Consider the following 16808-nt stretch of genomic DNA (forward strand, 5'->3'; position numbering starts at 1 on the left):
AAAAGATAAGAATATGAAGCCTAAATGCAATTCAGAGGCCAGAATCAGGCCCGACAGGCAGCACCGGCGGCTGGCTATAGAACGTCGGAAAGCAGCGGTTTCGTTTGTTTTGCCGTAAGAAAACCAGCCGCTGGCAAAGGGCGAGTTTCTGCCTTGGAAGGCTGCTCTTGGTGGAAAAATCGGCAGTCAGGGCTGCCTGGCGCAAGGAGGGGGGGGTAGGGAATCTGACGATTAAAATCCTCTCCTTGCGGTACCTTTCCAGCCAGGCTGCCTGGGCTCCGTAGCGCTGCCCGCAGCAGGCCAGGCTGTTGCTCTTTGCTTATCATTCCCAATCCCCTCTGCTTATGAAATACCCCGCTACGCCCGCCGTGCTCGTCACGGACGCTGACTTCCAGTTAGCCGATATCAAGCCCGATTCCGACAAGCACTTCAAGGATAAAGACGACGCCGAGAAGCGCCTGGCCAAGCTGCGCCCGCGCCTGGCCGACTTGCAGGAAAACCTCTACGCCGAGCACCAGCGCAGCCTGCTGCTCGTGTTTCAGGCCCTCGACACCGGCGGCAAAGACGGCGCCATCGAGAAGCTGCTCACCGGCGTAAACCCGGCCGGCGTGCAGGTGGCCTCGTTCAAAGCGCCCTCGCACGAGGAACTGGCCCACGACTTTCTCTGGCGCATCCACGCCCAGACGCCCAAGCGGGGCCACATCGGCGTATTCAACCGCTCGCACTACGAGGACGTGCTCGTGACTAGGGTGCACAAGCTGATTGAAAAGCCCGTCTGGACGACCCGCTACCAGCACATCAACCAGTTTGAGGAACTGCTCACGGCCAACGGCACGCGCATCCTCAAGTTCTTCCTGCACATCAGCAAAGAGGAGCAGGCCGAGCGCCTGCAAGCCCGCCTCGATGACCCGGCCAAGCGCTGGAAGTTTGACCCCAACGACCTCAAGGAGCGCGCCCTGTGGGATGAGTACCAGGCCGCGTTTCAGGACGCACTGGCTAATTGCAGCACCGCAGCTGCGCCTTGGTTTGTGGTGCCGGCCGACAAGAAGTGGGCGCGGGATTTGGCCATTACAGAAATCGTGGTGGCCGTGCTAGAAGATATGAATCCGCAGCCGCCAGCCGCCGAGTTCGACGTGAGCGCGATGGTGATTGAGTGAGGTATCAGCCCGCCCGACGGAGTACTTCACCCCCGGCCCCCTTTTTAAAAAAGAGTTAAAAGTTAAAAGTGAAGAGTTAAAAGAACCGCCTGCTTTTTAACTCTTCACTTTTAACTTTTAACTCTTTTTTAAAAAGGGGGCCGGGGGTGAAGTTTACGCCGCCGCCAACTCCCCCGCCGGCTCCTTGCGCTCGCCAATCTGCTGGCGCCACATGGCATAGTAGAGGCCTTTTTGGGCCAGCAGCTCGGCGTGGCGGCCCTGCTCGGCCACGTGGCCGCGCTCCAGCACGAAGATGCGGTCGGCGTGCAGGATGGTGCTCAGGCGGTGGGCGATGAGGATGGTGACGTGCTGGCGCGAGCCCGACAGCTCCCGCACGGTGCGGCCGATTTCCTCTTCCGTGAGCGAGTCGAGGGCCGAGGTGGCTTCGTCGAAAACCAGGAGGGTAGGGTGGCGCAGCAGCGCGCGCGCGATGCTCAGGCGCTGCTTTTCGCCGCCCGATACTTTCACGCCGCCTTCGCCGATGACCGTGTCGAGGCCGAGCGGCGCGCGGGCCAGCAGCGTATCGGCCGCTGCCTGATGCAGCGCGCGCAGGCATTCTTCGTCGGTGGCGTTGGGGGCCACGAAGCGCAGGTTTTCGCGGATAGTGCCAGCGAAGAGCTGCGTGTCCTGGGTCACGAAGCCGATTTGCTCGCGTAGCACGTCCAAATCCAGCCTCGCGCCGGAGACGCCGTTGTAGAGGATTTGGCCGGACAGGGGGGGGTAGAGACCCACCAGCAGCTTGACCAGCGTGGTTTTTCCGGAGCCCGATGGCCCGACAAAAGCAATGGTTTCGCCCAACTCGGCCCGGAAGGTGATGCCGTCCAGGGCCGGCACGTTGGCCGTGAGGTGCCGGAAGCTGACCTCCTCGAAAGCCAGGGTTTGCAGCCGGCCGATGTCCTGTGGGTGGGCGGGCTTGACTTCCTGGGGCGTGTCGAGGATGGCCTGGTAATTGGCCAGCGACGCCTCGGTTTCGCGGTAGGTGCTGATGATGCTGCCCAGCTCCTGCAAGGGCCCAAAAATGGCGAACGAGTAGATGAAGAACGAGAAAAATTCGCCCAGCGTGATGCGCTGCTGCACCAGCACGAAGAGCAGCAAAAACAAAATCACGTTGCGCAGCAGGTTCACGAACGTGCCCTGCACGAAGCTCAGCGAGCGCAGGTAGCGCACCTTGCGCAGCTCCAGCTTCAGGATTTTGACCGTCGTCGCGTTCAGGCGCTGGGTTTCCTGCTGGGCCAGGCCCAGGCTCTTAATCAGCTCGATGTTGCGCAAACTCTCGGTGGTGGAGCCGGCCAGGGCCGTGGTTTCGGCCACGATGGTTTTCTGAATGACCTTGATTTTGCGGCTCAGAAAGTAGCTCAGCAGGCCCAGCGAGGGAATGGTGAGAAAATAGACCGCCGCGATGGGCCAGTAAACGCTGGCCGCGTACCAAATCACGAACACGATGCCGACGAGCGCCGTGAAGAGCACGTTCACGAACGAGGCAATGAGCTTCTCGACGTCGGTGCGCACCTTCTGGAGCTTGCCCAGCGTCTCGCCCGAGCGCTGGTCCTCAAACACCTGGTAGGGCAGCTCCAGCGAGTGGCGCAGGCCATCGGAGTACAGCTCGGCGCCCAAGCGCTGGGTGATGACGTTGACGTAATAGTCCTGAAAGTTCTTGGCAATGCGCGAGACCATCGCCACGCCCATCGCGGCCAGAATCAGCGGCCCGGCGACTTGCAGAAACGGGCCAAAGGCAAACTCGACCCGCGGCGCCCCCACTTTGGGCACCACCCGGTCGACAATTTGTCGAAAAATATAGGGGTCGAGCAGCGAGAATATCTGGTTGATAGCGGCCAGCACCAGGGCCAGCACCAGCAGGCTCCAGTAATGACGCAGGTAGGAATAAAGCAATTTCATAAGAAAGGAATCAGGGTAAAAAACCAGTCATCCTGCGCAGCGCGAAGGACTTTATCACGCTGGAACGACCGTCGCAACAACGAGTTGTTCCAGCGTGATAAAGTCTCTCGCGCTGCGCAGGATGACCGGTTTGGCTAGGAGGATGACAAAGGGCCGGGGCAAAGGGTGCCGAAATCCCTACCCCCTTCCCACACCTATACCGCCATGCGGTCGGTGGTCAGCGGCTCGGGGCGGCGCAGGAAGTAGAGGATGGCCAGGCCCACCAGCAGGCCGATGGCGAACGTGCCCCCGCTAATGCCGCCCGGAATCTTGGTGGCGTGCATCACGACGGCGCCCAGCATGATGGCCATCAGGCCCAGCGCGGCCAGGCGCGTGGTGCGCGGCACCAGCAGGCCGATGCCGCCGAGCAACTCGGCCCCACCGACGAGGGCAGCCATCCAGCCCGGCAGGCCCATGCTGCCGAACATACCCGTGGTCTTGTCCAGGTCGCTGAGCTTGTCGAAGCCGGACTTGATGAATACAACGGCGAGCAGAACGGCCAGAACCCAGGCGATGATATTGCGAATATTCATGGGTAGTAGGAAGTAGATGATGAGGTTGAAAGACGGAAATTACCTCCCTGATGTTTTGCGGCCAGTCGTTTTGAGCGCGTTTTTTTGGCTGGGGCCGGCCGCCACCGGCCATCAGAGGCGCCTGCGCGGGCGGCGAGTCTGGGAAAGCTCCGCCGAAAGATTCGGAGCTTAAATTAAAAAACACCGGCAAAATACCGGAAAACGGGTATTTCGCCGGCCTTTTAGGAGGGCGTTCTTTGTAGTGGTCGTGCCGCACCCGCTGGGGCGGGCCGAACCGTATTGGGGCCGGGTATCGTGGTGGAGAGCCGGCCCCCAGCCCCCGACGCTGGCTGCCCGCTGCTCTCCCTGGCGAGACCGGGCAGCCAGTTTTGGGCAAGCCGGCAAGGCCCGGCGGCGCCCGCTGTTCGCCAGGCAGCTGCCCTGCCCAGACGGGCGAACAGCTATCCCGCCATCAGGCCACGCCACAGCCCCGACGGGCGTCTGGCAGGGCCTGAGTTGCTGAAGGGGGGTAGGAAGCAGGCGCTGGCGGAGAAGCCAGCGAGCCGAAGCAGCCGGCGATGCCCGTGTGGTTCGGCCACGCGGCTCTTTGGCGCCAAACGCGAAAGGGAAGGGGGTAGGAAACCCGCTAGGCGACCAGCACGGCCTCTTCCAGGCCGAGCTGCCGCAGCAGCTGCTCCATGCTCAGCACCACGCCCTGGCAGTAGCGCTGCGGCCGGGCCCAGTCGCCCACGAAGGCCACAACCTCATCGGGGCGCTCCAGCGGGCACAGCACGTAGATAGCCGGCTGGCCCGGCCCCTGCAAGCGCACGTAAAGCGGCGCGAAGGCATCGCCGGGCCAGTAGGGGCCGGGCGAGGACGTGCAAGGCTGGAAGCCGGCGGCAGTGAGCTGTTCGGGGGTCATGGCCAACGCGAAAAAATAGAAACCGATGGGTTGGCGCGGGCAGCAGTCGCGCCTGACTGTGAAGGTGTTGCAAATCTACAAGTAATTATGCAAATAATTATACCTGAAAATGGGTATTTTTCGGGTACAGCTATTCGTTTTATAGCGGCTGGAGGGCTCCGGCGCGCACCGCTCAGCTCAGGCGGCGCAGCAGCTGCTTGAGCGTGGGCTCGTAGCCCCAGCAGTACCAGTAGGTCCAGGGCCGGGCCCAGTCGCCCACGAAGGCCTCCACCTCGCCGGACGTGCCGGTCAGGTGGCGCACATAGGCAGTGCCTTGCGCCTGCATTCGGGTGTAAAAGGTGCCCATCTCCTGCCGCCAGCAAAGTGGTGGCTGGGGGCACAGCTGAAAGCCGGCGGCGTAAAAATCCTGCGGTGTCATAGCTGAATCAGGGAAAAAGATAGCGCAGCGCGTACTGTCCAAACAGACCGGTTTATGAGGCAAGCTCCCTCAGCTCAGCCTACAAATATCTCTACCCTATCACCGGTATTATATCCGTAAAAAACAGGATTTTTACCGGCGTTAAATACGTATTTCGCTTGTTCGCTATTAGTGTGCTGCCGCCAGCGCCCGCCGGCGCGGCCTCCGGAGCCTCACCAAGCGAAGCCGACGACTACCCGGCTGAAAAGAGTTCAGCCCGCTGGCGCGACCAGAAGTCGCACCAGCGGGCTGAAACAAGTAGTTACGGGCCGCTAGCTTAGCGCAGGGTGCCCGACGCGGCGCTGGCGCGGGCCTGGCCGCCCTTGCGGCCGGCGTCGCGAGCCGACTCCGAGGTCCACTTGTGGGCGCGGCCACTCTCGTGCGAGGCCCGGCCGCCTTCGCTGGCGATGCGGCGCTGGGTCTCGGGACTCATGGCGGCGAAGCCGCGCTTGGCGGGGGTAGCAACCGCCTGCTGGGAGGAAGTAAGTTTCATGAAGTGTATTGGCTTGAAAAGGGTGAATAAGTTGAACACTCCCTCCAACGGCCCGGCCGGACTCGCGGCTGTCCCATCAGCTTGAAAAACTCCCTTTTAATCTTAAAATACCACCTTCTACCGAGCAGCTCTGCGGGCATTACGTAGCTGAGCTTGCGGCTATTGCGGAGCTAGCCTGCCACCTACGAATTATGAGCCGGACCGCCGGTCGTCAGCGGGCCAGTTGCCGGGTCGGAGGGGGGTAGGGAATGGCCATTGGCGCCGGGCGCGAAGCCGTTGGCCTCGGGCGCGGTGCCGTTGGCGCTAGCATTGCTGGGGCCGGACGTGCCGTTGAGCAGAAACTCGCGCAGGCGGTTGATGTGGGTCTTGATTTCGGCGATGCGCTCCTGCTGCTGCACGCTGTAGGGCCCCTCGCCACGGGTGGCCATGCTGCTGAGCAGATTGCGGCGCTCTTCCAGCTGGCGCAGCGCCACCCAGAGGCTTTCCTCGAGCAGGTGCTGGCCGCTTTCGAGCAGGGCCTGGGCCGTGAAGGCGTGGCCGGTGTGGCAGCGGTAGCGCAGCACGTTGCCGGCCTTCAGCTCCCAGAGCGAGCCCCCGCAGTCGGGGCAGGTGATGGAGGCCGGATGGCCCAGCTGGTTTACTTCTTCGATGGTTCCCACGATGCGTTCGGCAATGTTGGCTTCAACTCTTAAATCATCCGGAATAGTCCCGGCACCGGGCGGGGCGGCGGGCGGGTTGAGGGCCATTTCGCGCAGCAGCGGCCCCATGCTGCTCACGGGCACCACGTAGTCGACGGCCACGTGGCGCAGGGCGCTCTCGGGCATACTCGGAAACTCGGCGTCGGCGGGGTCCTGCACCACGGCCCGGCCCCCGCAGCGCTTAATGTAGTCGAGGCCGGCCGTGCCGTCGTGCAGCATTCCGGTCAGCACCACGCCCACCACGCGCGGCCCGTAGGCCACAGCCGCCGAGCGAAACAGGGTGTCAGCGGCGGGGCGGTAGCCGTTTTCGTGGGGGCCTTTGGTCACCAGCAGCTGGCCGCTGTCGCCCACCAGCAGGTGGCGGTCGGGCGGGGCCAGGTAGAGGCAGCCCGCTTGCAGGCGCTCGCCGTGCCGGGCCTGGCGGCAACTCAGGCCGGTGTGCTGGCCCAGGCGGGCCACCAGGTATTCGGCGCGCTGGTCGGGGGCCAGGTGCTGCACCACCAGCACGGCGGCGGGCAGCCCGGCGGGCAGCTGCTGCACCAGGTCGATGAGGGCGGGCATCCCGCCGGCCGAGGTGCCCACGACAATGAGCGCGCCCGGCGCCGCCCGCGGCGCTGCGTCGGCGGCCAGGTGGGGGGTAGGGGCCGCAGAAGCCGAAGCAGGGGAGGGGTCAGGGAGCATGGCGGAAATAGAACGCGAGCAGCAGGGGCCGCTGATACTCCTACGAGATTACGCCCGGCCGGGACTAACTTTGAGCATTACCCGGTCGCGAGCAAGGCAGTGCCTGAAGAAGGCCCGGCAGCTGGCCGCCACCCTAAATCCCGGTGGGCTCGCCGGGCACCGTCGGGGCAGGCGGCGCTGCCGCCGCGCTCCGGCTCAGGGCGGCGGCTGGCCGTTTCCCTACCCCCCCTTCCGCCGCCGCATGGCCGTTCAAACCTCTCCCGCTGCTCCCGCCCGCCCGAATCTCAGCCCGGCGGTAGCCAGCTCTACCCCCGCCGCCGTCCCCGAACTACCGGAGGTGGTGCCGGGGCGGCGCCTGCGCGCCGATGCGCCCGTCACGTTTCCGGTGGTGGCGCTGGGCGGCTCGGCGGGGGCGCTGGAAGCGTATGAGCGGTTTTTCCGGCAGCTGCCGGCTACGTGCGGGCTGGCCGTGGTGGTGGTGCAGCACCTGCTGGCCGAGGTGCCCAGCGCCCTGCCCGAGGTGCTGCGCGGCTTCACCAAGCTGCCGGTGCAGGAGGCCACCGACGGCCTGGCCCTGCAAGTCAATCACGTGTACGTGGCCCCGCCGGGCCAGGAGCTGAGCCTCTTGCACGGCACGTTCGTGCTGCTGCCGCCCACGCTGCCCGCCGCCCAGCGCCTGCCCATCGACTTCTTTTTTCAGAGCCTGGCCAAGGACGCCCGCGAGCGGGCCGTGTGCGTCATTCTGTCGGGCGCGGGCTCGGATGGGGCGCTGGGCCTGAAGCTGGTGATGGAAAACTTCGGCATGGTGATGGTGCAGGACCCGGCCACGGCCGCCTGCGACAGTATGCCGCGCGCGGCGCTAACCACCGAGTTCGTCGATTTCGTGCTGGCCCCGGAGCTGATGCCGGCCCAGCTGCTCGACTACGTGGCCCGCCTGGAGCAGCAGCGCCTGCCGCGCCGCGCCGCCCGCCCGCCCGATGCGCCACCGGCCGGCTTGCAGGGCGTCGGCACGGGCGAGGGCCAGCCCGTGGGCGCCCGCCCGGCCCACGCCCTGCAAAAGATATTCGTGCTTATCCGCCAGCAGTCGGGCCACGACTTCAGCCTCTACAAGCGCAACACGATGCTGCGGCGCATCGAGCGGCGTATGAACTCGCACCAGATTCAGGAGTTCGGCCACTACGTGCGCTACTTGCAGGAAAACCCGCCCGAGGTGGCCCTGCTCTTCAAGGAGCTGCTGATTGGCGTCACCAAGTTTTTCCGCGACGCCGAAGCCTTCGAGGCGCTGCGCGGCCACCTGCGCGAGCTGCTGAGCCAGCGGCCGGCGGGCACCACCATCCGGGTCTGGGCGCCGGGCTGCTCGACGGGCGAGGAAACCTACTCGCTGGCCATGCTGCTGCACGAAACCGCGGCCGAGCTGCGCCCCCGGCATCCGCTGCGCTTTCAGCTTTTCGCCACCGACCTCAACCCCGAAGGCGTGGACGCCGCCCGCCACGGCCGCTACCCCGCCAACATCGAGGGCGACGTGAGCCCGGCCCGGCTGCTGGCTTACTTCACCAAAACGCCCGGGGGCGGCTACCAAATCAAGAAAGAGCTGCGCCAAATGGTGATTTTCGCCGTGCACAACCTCAACCGCGACCCGCCCTTCACCAAGCTCGACCTGCTGGTGTGCCGCAACCTGCTCATCTACCTCAGTGCCGAGTTGCAGCGCAACCTGCTGCCCGTGTTTCACTACGCCCTGCAACCGGGCGGCCTGCTGTTTCTGGGGCCCAGCGAGAGCATCGGTGGGCTGAGCGAGTTGTTCACGCCCCTGGACGCGAAATGGAAAATCGCGCGCCGCGCCGAGCTGCCCGTCCCGCTGCAGCCGCTCAGCAGCTTCTTTCCGCTTTCTGCCACCCTGCCTTCGCCGGCCACGGCCCTGACTTCTGCCATGCACTCCCCTGCCACCACCGCCCGCCCGCGCCGCGAGGGCGGCACCTTCGCCACCCTGGTGCAGCAGCGCCTGCTGCTGCACTATGCCCCGCCGGCCGTCGTGGTCAATGCCAAGGGCGAAATCATGTTCGTGCACGGGCGCACCGGCCGCTACCTGGAGCCGGCCCCCGGCCTGGGCACGCTTAACCTGCTCGACATGGCCCGCGAGGGGCTCAACTTCGAGCTGAGCACGGCCGTGCACCGCGCCGCCCAGGAGCGCGCCGACGTGCAGCTCGACGGCGTGCGGGTGCAAACCGACGCCGGCCCGCAGCTCCTGCGCCTGCACGTGCGCTACCTGCGCGAGCCCGACGCCCTGGCCGGCCTGCTGCTCATCACCTTCGAAGACCAGCCTACCCCCCCCCGCCGCGCCCGGCGCCCGGCCGGCACCGCCCCCGCCGAGCCGGAGCGCGACGCCCTGGTGACGGCCCTGGACAAGGAGTTGAGCTTCACCAAGCACCGCCTGCAAACCACCATCGAGGAGATGGAAGGCGGCCTGGAGGAGCTGAAAAGCACCAACGAGGAGTTGCAGTCGGCCAACGAGGAGCTGCAAAGCACCAACGAGGAGACCATGACCAACAAGGAGGAAATGCAGAGCCTCAATGAGGAGCTGATGACCCTCAACCTGGAATACCAGACCAAGAGCGAGGAGCTGGGCCAGGTGGCGGCCCTCGACCTCAAAAACCTGCTCGACGCCACCGAAATCGCCATTCTCTTCGTCGATAATGAGCTGGTCATAAAGCGTTTCACGGCCGCCGTGGCCCGCATCATCAACCTGGCGCCCGGCGACGAGGGCCGGCCGCTGGCCCACTTCGCGCCCAGCCTGCGCCACAGCCCCCTGCTGGCCGAAACCCGGCAGGTGCTCGACCGCCTCGTGGCCCACGAAAGCCAAATCCAAACCACGGCCGGCGAGTGGTTTGCCCTGCGCATCGTGCCCTACCGCACCCTCGACAACTACATCAGCGGGGCCATCATCACCTTCACCGAAATCAACCAGCTCAAGCAGCTCGAAGGCCGCCTGCAAACCAGCGTGCGCCTGGCCGAAGGCATTGTGGCGGCCGCGCGCGAGCCCCTGCTGGCCCTCGACGCCAGCCTGCGCGTGCTGGCCCTGAACCCGGCGTTTGCCGCCTTGTTTGCGCTCGACGCGGGCGCCGCCCAGGGCCAGCCGCTGGCCGCCCTCAACGGCGGGGCCTGGCAGCCGCCGACCCTGCACCAGCAGCTGCTCAGCCTGCTCGACCCCACCGGCCCCACCGAACTGAACGGCCTGCCCCCGGCCGCCGACTTCGAGTCGGCCAGTCCCCACCGCCTGCGCCTCTACGCCCGCCGCCTGCCCGCCGCCGAAGACGGCCAGGCTGCCGGGGTGCTGCTGGGCCTGGAGTCGGGCGACGGGGGTAGGGACTAGTGATTAATGGGTGGGGAGGCGGGGCGACCCATTGGTAGAAGTCCCTACCCCCTTCCCGGTGAGCAAAGCCCCGGCGGGGCGACCCAACTGGCTGCGCGCGTCCGGCGCGAATAGTTTGGGTTGCCCCGCCGGGGCTTTCCGGCTTCCCGGCGCCCCCATTTCACCGATGAAACCAGGCAGCGTGCGCGGCGGCGCAGCGGAATAAGCAAATAAGCGGTAAGCAAATAAATTGGTGGGCGGCGGGACAGGAGTCGCGAGTCATGGGCACACGGACGAGCCAGAAAAGCCGGGGCGGGGCGGGGTAATATGCCGGGAAACTTTTGCAGGTTTGAAAGGTGGGCGCTGAACTCCGCGCGCCCGGCCCGGCTCCGGCGCGCGGGCTTCCGGCCCATGAATCAGGAATAAAAACGCCTTGGCATACTCGACTATCGGCTGGGCTTTCTCCTGAGAAACTAATTAATTATCAAGCCCTTGTCTTCGCACCAGCTAAACGCTCCGGCTCCGGCGTGCCTCTTTCTCGTGTTCGCGTCGGCGCGGCCGCGGCCGGTATTTTCCCTGCTCGCCGGCTGGCGGAGCCGGGCCGGGCCGGCGCTGCCTTGCCGCGTTGGTGCCCTGGCGGCGGCGCCGGCACCCGCTCCTAATACACTATACCCGCTATATTTAGGGCCGCTAGTTACTGCTTACTGATTGAAGCTGTTTAGGAAGTCCTAAAAACCAATTTAGCATGTCCTGCGGAGCTTGTCGCAGCATCGCTACCGCTTCGTTGGGGTTGTTCAACGAAGCGGTAGCGATGCTGCGACAAGCGGACGCTAGATAAAGCAGGACCGTCTTTCGACTTCCTAAACAGCTTCATTATTAAATCCTTTTCCTGCATCTATTCTCCTACCCCTACTTCTTTTTCCGATGCTGATTCATTCGCTATCAGACACCGACGGCAGCCGGTGCCGCCTGGTTTTTGAGGAACATAACCAGTGGCTGCGGGCCACCTGGAGCGGCTACGTCGACTACCTGGAAGCCATGCGCGGGGCCGAGTCGTACCTGGCCCGCGTGGCGCCCTTCCACTGCTCCTGCCTGCTCAACGACAACCTGGCCCTGGAGGGCCCCTGGTTTGACTCGCTCGACTGGCTGGAGCACGCCTGGCTGCCCCACGCCCAGCGCCTGGGCCTGCGCTACGTGGCCCACGTGGTGCAGGCCGACACGCGCACCGATATCATCAGCCGCTCGTGCCCCCGGCCGCTGCCCAACGGGCTGGACCTGCAAATCTTCCACCGGCTGGCCGAGGCCGAAGAGTGGCTGCGCCAGTGCCAGCGGCACCCGCAGCCGCTGGTGCGGCAGGGGGCCTGAGGGCTGCTCAGCCCGTGCCGCGCCGGGCTGCCCGGCCGGCCGGAAAAGGGGCCGGAAAAGGGCCGGTTGGCGCCGCAAGGTTGGGTGGGTAGGCGGCCAGGCCTTACTTTCGGAAATAATGGCCGAATCCCTACCCCCCCCTCACGGAGCCGATGCCCCCCGCGCCCTCCCCGCCAGCGAGTCGGCGGCGGCGCTGCTGGCCCTGCGCCAGCGCGCCGAGCAGCGCCGCCACCTCGTCACGCAGCCCGTCCAGGGGCAGTCGCCCGACGAGCTGCAGCGCCTGGTGCAGGAGCTGCAAATTCACCAGATTGAGCTGGAAATGCAGAACGAGGAGCTGCTGCTGGCCCAGGCCGAGGTCCAGCAGGCGCGGGCCCAGTACGTCGATTTGTATGATTTCGCGCCCGTGGGCTACGTCACGCTCAGCGCGGCCGGCCTCATTGAGCAGCTTAACCTGAGCGCCGCCCGCCTGCTGGGCACCAGCCGCCAGCGCCTGGAAGGGCGCCGCCTGGCCTTGTTCGTGGCGCCCGCCGACCGGCCCGCGTTCCACGGCTTTCTAACCCAGGCCCAAGCCGCCGAGCACAGCCTGAGCTGCGAGCTGCGCCTGCTGCGCGAGGATGGCACGCTGTTCTTCGCGCAGCTCGAGGCCCTGCGCGCCGCCGAGCCGGCCGGCCTCCCGGCGGGTGCCCACCCCGCATCGGCGCCCGCCGCGCGCGTGCGGCTGGCTCTGCTCGACAGCACGGCCCGCCACGAAGCCACCACCGAGCTGGCGGCGCTGGCGGCCCGCCACGCGGCCACCGCCGAGCGGGAAGCCAGCGCCGCCCGCTTCCGCAGCCTGTTCGAGCAAAGCCCCGATGGGATGCTGCTGATTGATAATGACCGCTTCGTGGATGGCAACGCTGCCGCGCTGCGCCTCTTTGGCCTGACCGATAAAAGTCAGCTGCACGGCCAGCCCGTGGACATCTTCTCGCCCGAGCGGCAGCCCGATGGGCGCCGCTCGGGCGAGAAGATGCCCGAGCACCTGGCGGCGGCCCGGCACCAGGGCTGGAGCCGCTTCGAGTGGTACCGGCAGGATGCGGCCGGCCAGCCCCAGTGGCTGGAAATAACGGCCGCGCCCGTGGTCATCGGGCCGCAGTCACTGATGCAGATGGCCGTCCGCGACATCACGGCCCAGCGCGCGGCCCGCGAGCAGCTGCAAGCCAGCGAGGCGCGCCAGCAGCTGGCGCTGGCCGCCACGGAGTCGGGGGTGTGGCGGCGCGACCTGCGCACGGGGCTGTTTGAGGGCGACGCCCGCACCTGGAGTATCCTGGGGTGGGCCGGACAGCCGGAGCCGCTGCCGCTGAGCGAAACCGACCGGGGCGTTCACCCCGACGACCTGCCGCTGCTGCTGGCGGGCGTGGAGCGGGCCCTGCGCGAGCAAACGCCCATCGAGATGGAGCACCGCTACTACCGGCCCGACGGCGAGCTGCTCTACCTCCAGGTGAGGGGCCGGCTGGAGCCCGCCGGGCCGGACGGCGAGTCGGCCAGCTTCACGGGCCTGGTGCGCGACGTGACGGCCCGGCACCAGACCGAGGAGGAACTGAATTATAAAAACCGCCTGCTCGACCGTCTGCTTCATAACCTGCCCGTGGTGCTAAGCCAGATTACCCCCGAAGGCCGCTACCTGGAGCTGGCCGGCCAGGGCCTGCGCCGGCTTGGCATCGCCGACAACACCTGCGCCGGCGCCCAGATTGAGGACGTGTTTCCGGCCCTGGCGCCGGCCTTGTATGAGCTGCACGCCGGCGGCCCGCTCAGCTTCGTGAGCCGCACCGAGCTGCGCGGCGAGCCGGCCTACTACCAGCACTACGGCTTTTTCGACGAGCAGCGGCAGCGGGTGGTAGTGTTTTCTATTGATGTGACCGAGCGCGAGCACCTGCGCGAGGAAAGCCTGCGCCAGCAGCGTGCCCAGCAGCACGCCCAGCAGCAGCAGGTGCTGGGCGCCACGCTCGAAGCCCAGGAAGCCGAACGCCGCCGCATCGCCGAGAGCCTGCACAACGGCCTGGGGCAGCTGCTCTACGCCGCCAAGCTGACCTTGGCGGGGCCGCCGGACGTGGCCGTCCGCCGGGCGCTGCCCCTGCTCGACGAGGCCATCCGGGCCACGCGCACCATCTCCTTCGAGCTGACGCCGGGCGTGCTCAATGATTTCGGGCTGGCCACCGCCCTGCAAGAGCTGGCCAAGCGCCTGCCGCGCGAGGCCCTGCGCCTGCGCCTGCACCTGCACGGGCTGGGCGCCCAGCGCCTGCCCCCGGCCGTGGAGATGGCCGCCTACCGCATTGCCCAGGAGCTGCTCAACAACGTCATCAAGCACGCGCAGGCCCGCGAGGCCAACCTGCACGTGACGCTGCTGGCCGGCCCGCCCGCCGAGCTGCACCTGCTCATGCAGGACGACGGCCGCGGCTTCGACCCCGCCGAACCACTCCCCCTGGGCGGTGGCAGCGGCCTGCGCAGCATCCGCCACCGCGTCGAGCTGCTCGACGGCCGCCTGCGGCTGGACTCGCGGCCCGGCCAGGGCACGGCCATCGCCGTCGAGCTGCCGCTGTGAAGGCGTAGTGAAAGCGCCGTCACTGGCGGGGCACCCGGCCGCCCGGCGGGCCGGTGCAGCCCGGCGAGAGGGGCGCCGCCGCATTGCCGTTCTATGTTTCGTAGGCTGCGTTAAGCGCCACCAAAAAGGAAGCGCGCCCCTTCCTCACTTAGCAGCCCCACCCCCGAGTTTCCTACCCCCCCTCGCTTTCGCCAATGCCTACCCACTCAACTTTTTTTGCCGCCGGCTCGAAACGTCTGCGGCGCTGCGGCCCGCTCACCGGCGCGGTGCTGCTGGCCGGCACCGTGCTGGCGGCGGCGCAGGCCCCGCGCGCCCCGCAGCTGGGCCAGGCGCCGCTGAAAGAAATTCTGGCCGCCCTCACGCCGGAGGAGAAAATCCGGCTCGTGGTTGGCGTCGGCTACCCGACCGGCGCCCCCGGGCCGGAGTCACTGGCTGGCAATCCCGCCGAGGACAAGACGCCGCAGAAAGTGCCCGGCGCAGCCGGCCGCACCCACGCCGTGCCGCGGCTGGGCATCCCGCAGCTCACCCTTTCCGACGGCCCGGCCGGGGTGCGCATCGACCCAATTCGGGGCGGCGACAGCACCAGAACCTACTACGCCACGGCCTTCCCGGTGGCCACGCTGCTGGCGTCGAGCTGGGACACGACGCTGGTGCACCGGGTGGGCGTGGCTTTCGGCAGCGAGGTGCGCGCCTACGGCATCGACGTGCTGCTGGCGCCGGGCCTGAACATCCACCGCAACCCGCTGGGCGGGCGCAACTTCGAGTATTATTCCGAAGACCCCGTGGTGGCCGGCCACATGGCGGCGGCCTTCGTCAATGGGATTGAATCGAATGGCGTGGGCACGTCCATCAAGCATTACGCGGCCAATAACCAGGAGTTCAACCGCCTCAAGCTCAATTCCAACGTGAGCGAGCGGGCCCTGCGCGAGACTTATCTGAAGGGCTTCGGCATCGCCGTGAAACGCTCGCAGCCCTGGACGGTGATGTCGTCCTACAACCTGGTCAATGGCACCTACACCTCCGAAAGCCGCGACCTGCTCACGAGCATTTTGCGCGATGAGTTTAACTTTAAAGGTCTGGTAATGACCGACTGGTGGGGCGGCAAAAACGCCGTAGCCCAGCTCCAGGCCGGCAACGACCTGCTCATGCCTGGCACCCTCAACCAGCTGGAAGCCCTGCGCGCGGCCCTGAAAAGCGGCCAGCTCACCCCGGCCCAGCTCGATGCCAACGTAGCCCGCGTGCTGGCGCTGGTACTCAAGTCGCCCACCTTTAAAGGCGACAAATACAGCAATCAGCCCGCCCTGAAGGCCGATGCCGAAGTAGCCCGCCAGGCCGCCGCCGAAAGCGTGGTGCTCTTGCGCAACGAGGGCGCCGCCCTACCCCTGCCTGCCGGGCGCAAGGTGGCCGTGTACGGCACGGCGGCCTACAACCTGATTGCGGGCGGCACCGGCAGCGGCAACGTGAGCAAGGCCTACAGCATCTCCGTGGCCCAGGGCCTGGCCGATGCCGGCTTCGCCGTCGAGGCGTCGCTGCGCCAGCGCTACACCCAGTACCTGCAAGCCGAAAAAGCCCGCCTGCCCAAAACCAGCCCGTTTGACCCCGTGCCGGTTATCGCCGAGCTGGTGCCCGACGCCGCCCAGCTGCAAGCCCAGGCCCAGGCCAACGACGTGGCCGTGCTCAGCATCGGCCGCAGCGCCGGCGAGGGCGGCGACCGCAAAGTAGCCGACGACTTCACCCTCACCGCCGCCGAGCAAACCCTGTTGAAGCAAGTGAGCACGGCGTTTCATGCGGCGGGCAAGAAGGTGATTGTGGTACTCAACGTGGGCGGCGTGATTGAAGTCGCCAGCTGGCGCGAGCAGGCCGACGCCCTGCTGCTGGCCTGGCAGCCCGGCCAGGAAGGCGGCCACGCCGTGGCCGACGTGCTCAGCGGCCAAGTCAACCCGTCGGGCAAGCTGGCCACCACCTTCCCAGTCAAGTACGAGGACGTGCCCTACGGCGCCGACTTCCCCGGCAAGGTGCGGCCGGGCGCCGCGCCGCCCACCAACTTCATGGGCGGACAGGATGCGGACAACACGTATTCGGAAGGCATCTACGTCGGCTACCGCTACTACAACACCTTCAAAGTCAAGCCTGCCTATGAGTTCGGCTACGGCCTGAGCTACACCACGTTTGGCTATGGCCCGCTCAAGCTGAGCGCGCCGGTTTTCAGCGGCAAAATGACCGCCACGCTCACGCTCACCAACACCGGCAACGTGGCGGGCCGCGAGGTGGTGCAACTCTACGTGAGTGCGCCCGCTGGCCGGCTCGACAAGCCCGAAAGCGAGCTGAAAGCCTTCGCAAAAACCAGCCTGCTCCGGCCCGGCCAGTCACAGACGCTCACGTTCACCCTGACGGCCGCCGACTTGGCTTCGTTCAACACCGCAACCTCGGCCTGGGTGGCCGACGCGGGTACCTACTTGGTGAAGGCCGGCGCGTCGTCGCTGAATATCAAGCAGAAAGCGGTCTTTCAGCTGCCCAAGCAGTTAGTAGTGGAAAAAAGCCGCAAGCTGGTCACGCCGCAGGTGCAGTTTGCTGAGCTGAAACCAGCAAAAAAGTAAGTAGCAGCAGGAGGTAGCGACGCGGAGT

11 protein-coding genes are annotated in these 16808 nt (G+C 66.4%); 5 read left to right on the forward strand and 6 right to left on the reverse strand.

The window, feature by feature from the left end; translation table 11 throughout:
• Positions 1-344: 344 nt before the first annotated feature.
• Positions 345-1157: a polyphosphate kinase 2 family protein gene (locus ACFE70_RS09700; RefSeq protein ID WP_375417536.1), complete on the forward strand. Its 813-nt coding sequence runs from the start codon at positions 345-347 to the stop codon at positions 1155-1157.
• A 153-nt stretch (positions 1158-1310) separates the two neighbouring features.
• Here ACFE70_RS09700 and ACFE70_RS09705 read toward each other — a convergent pair whose 3' ends face one another.
• The 6 genes from ACFE70_RS09705 to ACFE70_RS09730 form a co-directional block, all read right to left on the reverse strand.
• Positions 1311-3092 (reverse strand): ABC transporter ATP-binding protein, encoded by a 1782-nt coding sequence (locus ACFE70_RS09705; RefSeq protein WP_375417537.1) that lies wholly within the window; start codon positions 3090-3092, stop codon positions 1311-1313.
• 194 nt (positions 3093-3286) lie between these two features.
• On the reverse strand, positions 3287-3664 hold the full coding sequence (locus tag ACFE70_RS09710) for a DoxX family protein (protein ID WP_375417538.1): 378 nt from the start codon (positions 3662-3664) through the stop codon (positions 3287-3289).
• 625 nt (positions 3665-4289) lie between these two features.
• Positions 4290-4565: a hypothetical protein gene (locus tag ACFE70_RS09715; protein ID WP_375417539.1), complete on the reverse strand. Its 276-nt coding sequence runs from the start codon at positions 4563-4565 to the stop codon at positions 4290-4292.
• 172 nt (positions 4566-4737) lie between these two features.
• Positions 4738-4983 carry a hypothetical protein gene (locus tag ACFE70_RS09720; protein WP_375417540.1) on the reverse strand — a complete coding sequence of 82 codons (246 nt, stop codon included), beginning with the start codon at positions 4981-4983 and terminating at the stop codon, positions 4738-4740.
• A gap of 316 nt (positions 4984-5299) precedes the next feature.
• The gene (locus tag ACFE70_RS09725; RefSeq protein ID WP_375417541.1) at positions 5300-5515 is read right to left on the reverse strand and encodes a KGG domain-containing protein; all 216 of its coding nucleotides are present in this window, start codon (positions 5513-5515) and stop codon (positions 5300-5302) included.
• 182 nt (positions 5516-5697) lie between these two features.
• A complete protein-coding gene (locus tag ACFE70_RS09730) occupies positions 5698-6894 on the reverse strand; it encodes a chemotaxis protein CheB (RefSeq protein ID WP_375417542.1) in 1197 nt (398 codons plus the stop codon).
• Between the two features lie 241 nt (positions 6895-7135).
• Here ACFE70_RS09730 and ACFE70_RS09735 point away from each other — a divergent pair, with 241 nt between their 5' ends.
• The 4 genes from ACFE70_RS09735 to ACFE70_RS09750 all read left to right on the forward strand — a co-directional run bounded on the left by ACFE70_RS09735 (position 7136) and on the right by ACFE70_RS09750 (position 16780).
• On the forward strand, positions 7136-10261 hold the full coding sequence (locus ACFE70_RS09735) for a CheR family methyltransferase (RefSeq protein WP_375417543.1): 3126 nt from the start codon (positions 7136-7138) through the stop codon (positions 10259-10261).
• A 903-nt stretch (positions 10262-11164) separates the two neighbouring features.
• Entirely contained in the window at positions 11165-11605 is a 441-nt protein-coding gene (locus ACFE70_RS09740) for a hypothetical protein (RefSeq protein WP_375417544.1), read from the forward strand.
• 118 nt (positions 11606-11723) lie between these two features.
• On the forward strand, positions 11724-14183 hold the full coding sequence (locus tag ACFE70_RS09745) for a PAS domain S-box protein (protein WP_375417545.1): 2460 nt from the start codon (positions 11724-11726) through the stop codon (positions 14181-14183).
• A 194-nt stretch (positions 14184-14377) separates the two neighbouring features.
• Positions 14378-16780 carry a beta-glucosidase gene (locus ACFE70_RS09750; RefSeq protein WP_375417546.1) on the forward strand — a complete coding sequence of 801 codons (2403 nt, stop codon included), beginning with the start codon at positions 14378-14380 and terminating at the stop codon, positions 16778-16780.
• Positions 16781-16808: the final 28 nt, after the last annotated feature.

This window comes from uncultured Hymenobacter sp., assembly GCF_964243305.1.
Classification (GTDB): domain Bacteria; phylum Bacteroidota; class Bacteroidia; order Cytophagales; family Hymenobacteraceae; genus Hymenobacter.

Bases quoted from the DNA above. Each gene is read 5' to 3' on its own strand.
- ACFE70_RS09700 (WP_375417536.1), top strand. From the start codon at position 345: ATGAAATACCCCGCTACGCCCGCCGTGCTCGTCACGGACGCTGACTTC.
- ACFE70_RS09705 (WP_375417537.1), bottom strand. From the start codon at position 3,092: ATGAAATTGCTTTATTCCTACCTGCGTCATTACTGGAGCCTGCTGGTG.
- ACFE70_RS09710 (WP_375417538.1), bottom strand. From the start codon at position 3,664: ATGAATATTCGCAATATCATCGCCTGGGTTCTGGCCGTTCTGCTCGCC.
- ACFE70_RS09715 (WP_375417539.1), bottom strand. From the start codon at position 4,565: ATGACCCCCGAACAGCTCACTGCCGCCGGCTTCCAGCCTTGCACGTCC.
- ACFE70_RS09720 (WP_375417540.1), bottom strand. From the start codon at position 4,983: ATGACACCGCAGGATTTTTACGCCGCCGGCTTTCAGCTGTGCCCCCAG.
- ACFE70_RS09725 (WP_375417541.1), bottom strand. From the start codon at position 5,515: ATGAAACTTACTTCCTCCCAGCAGGCGGTTGCTACCCCCGCCAAGCGC.
- ACFE70_RS09730 (WP_375417542.1), bottom strand. From the start codon at position 6,894: ATGCTCCCTGACCCCTCCCCTGCTTCGGCTTCTGCGGCCCCTACCCCC.
- ACFE70_RS09735 (WP_375417543.1), top strand. From the start codon at position 7,136: ATGGCCGTTCAAACCTCTCCCGCTGCTCCCGCCCGCCCGAATCTCAGC.
- ACFE70_RS09740 (WP_375417544.1), top strand. From the start codon at position 11,165: ATGCTGATTCATTCGCTATCAGACACCGACGGCAGCCGGTGCCGCCTG.
- ACFE70_RS09745 (WP_375417545.1), top strand. From the start codon at position 11,724: ATGGCCGAATCCCTACCCCCCCCTCACGGAGCCGATGCCCCCCGCGCC.
- ACFE70_RS09750 (WP_375417546.1), top strand. From the start codon at position 14,378: ATGCCTACCCACTCAACTTTTTTTGCCGCCGGCTCGAAACGTCTGCGG.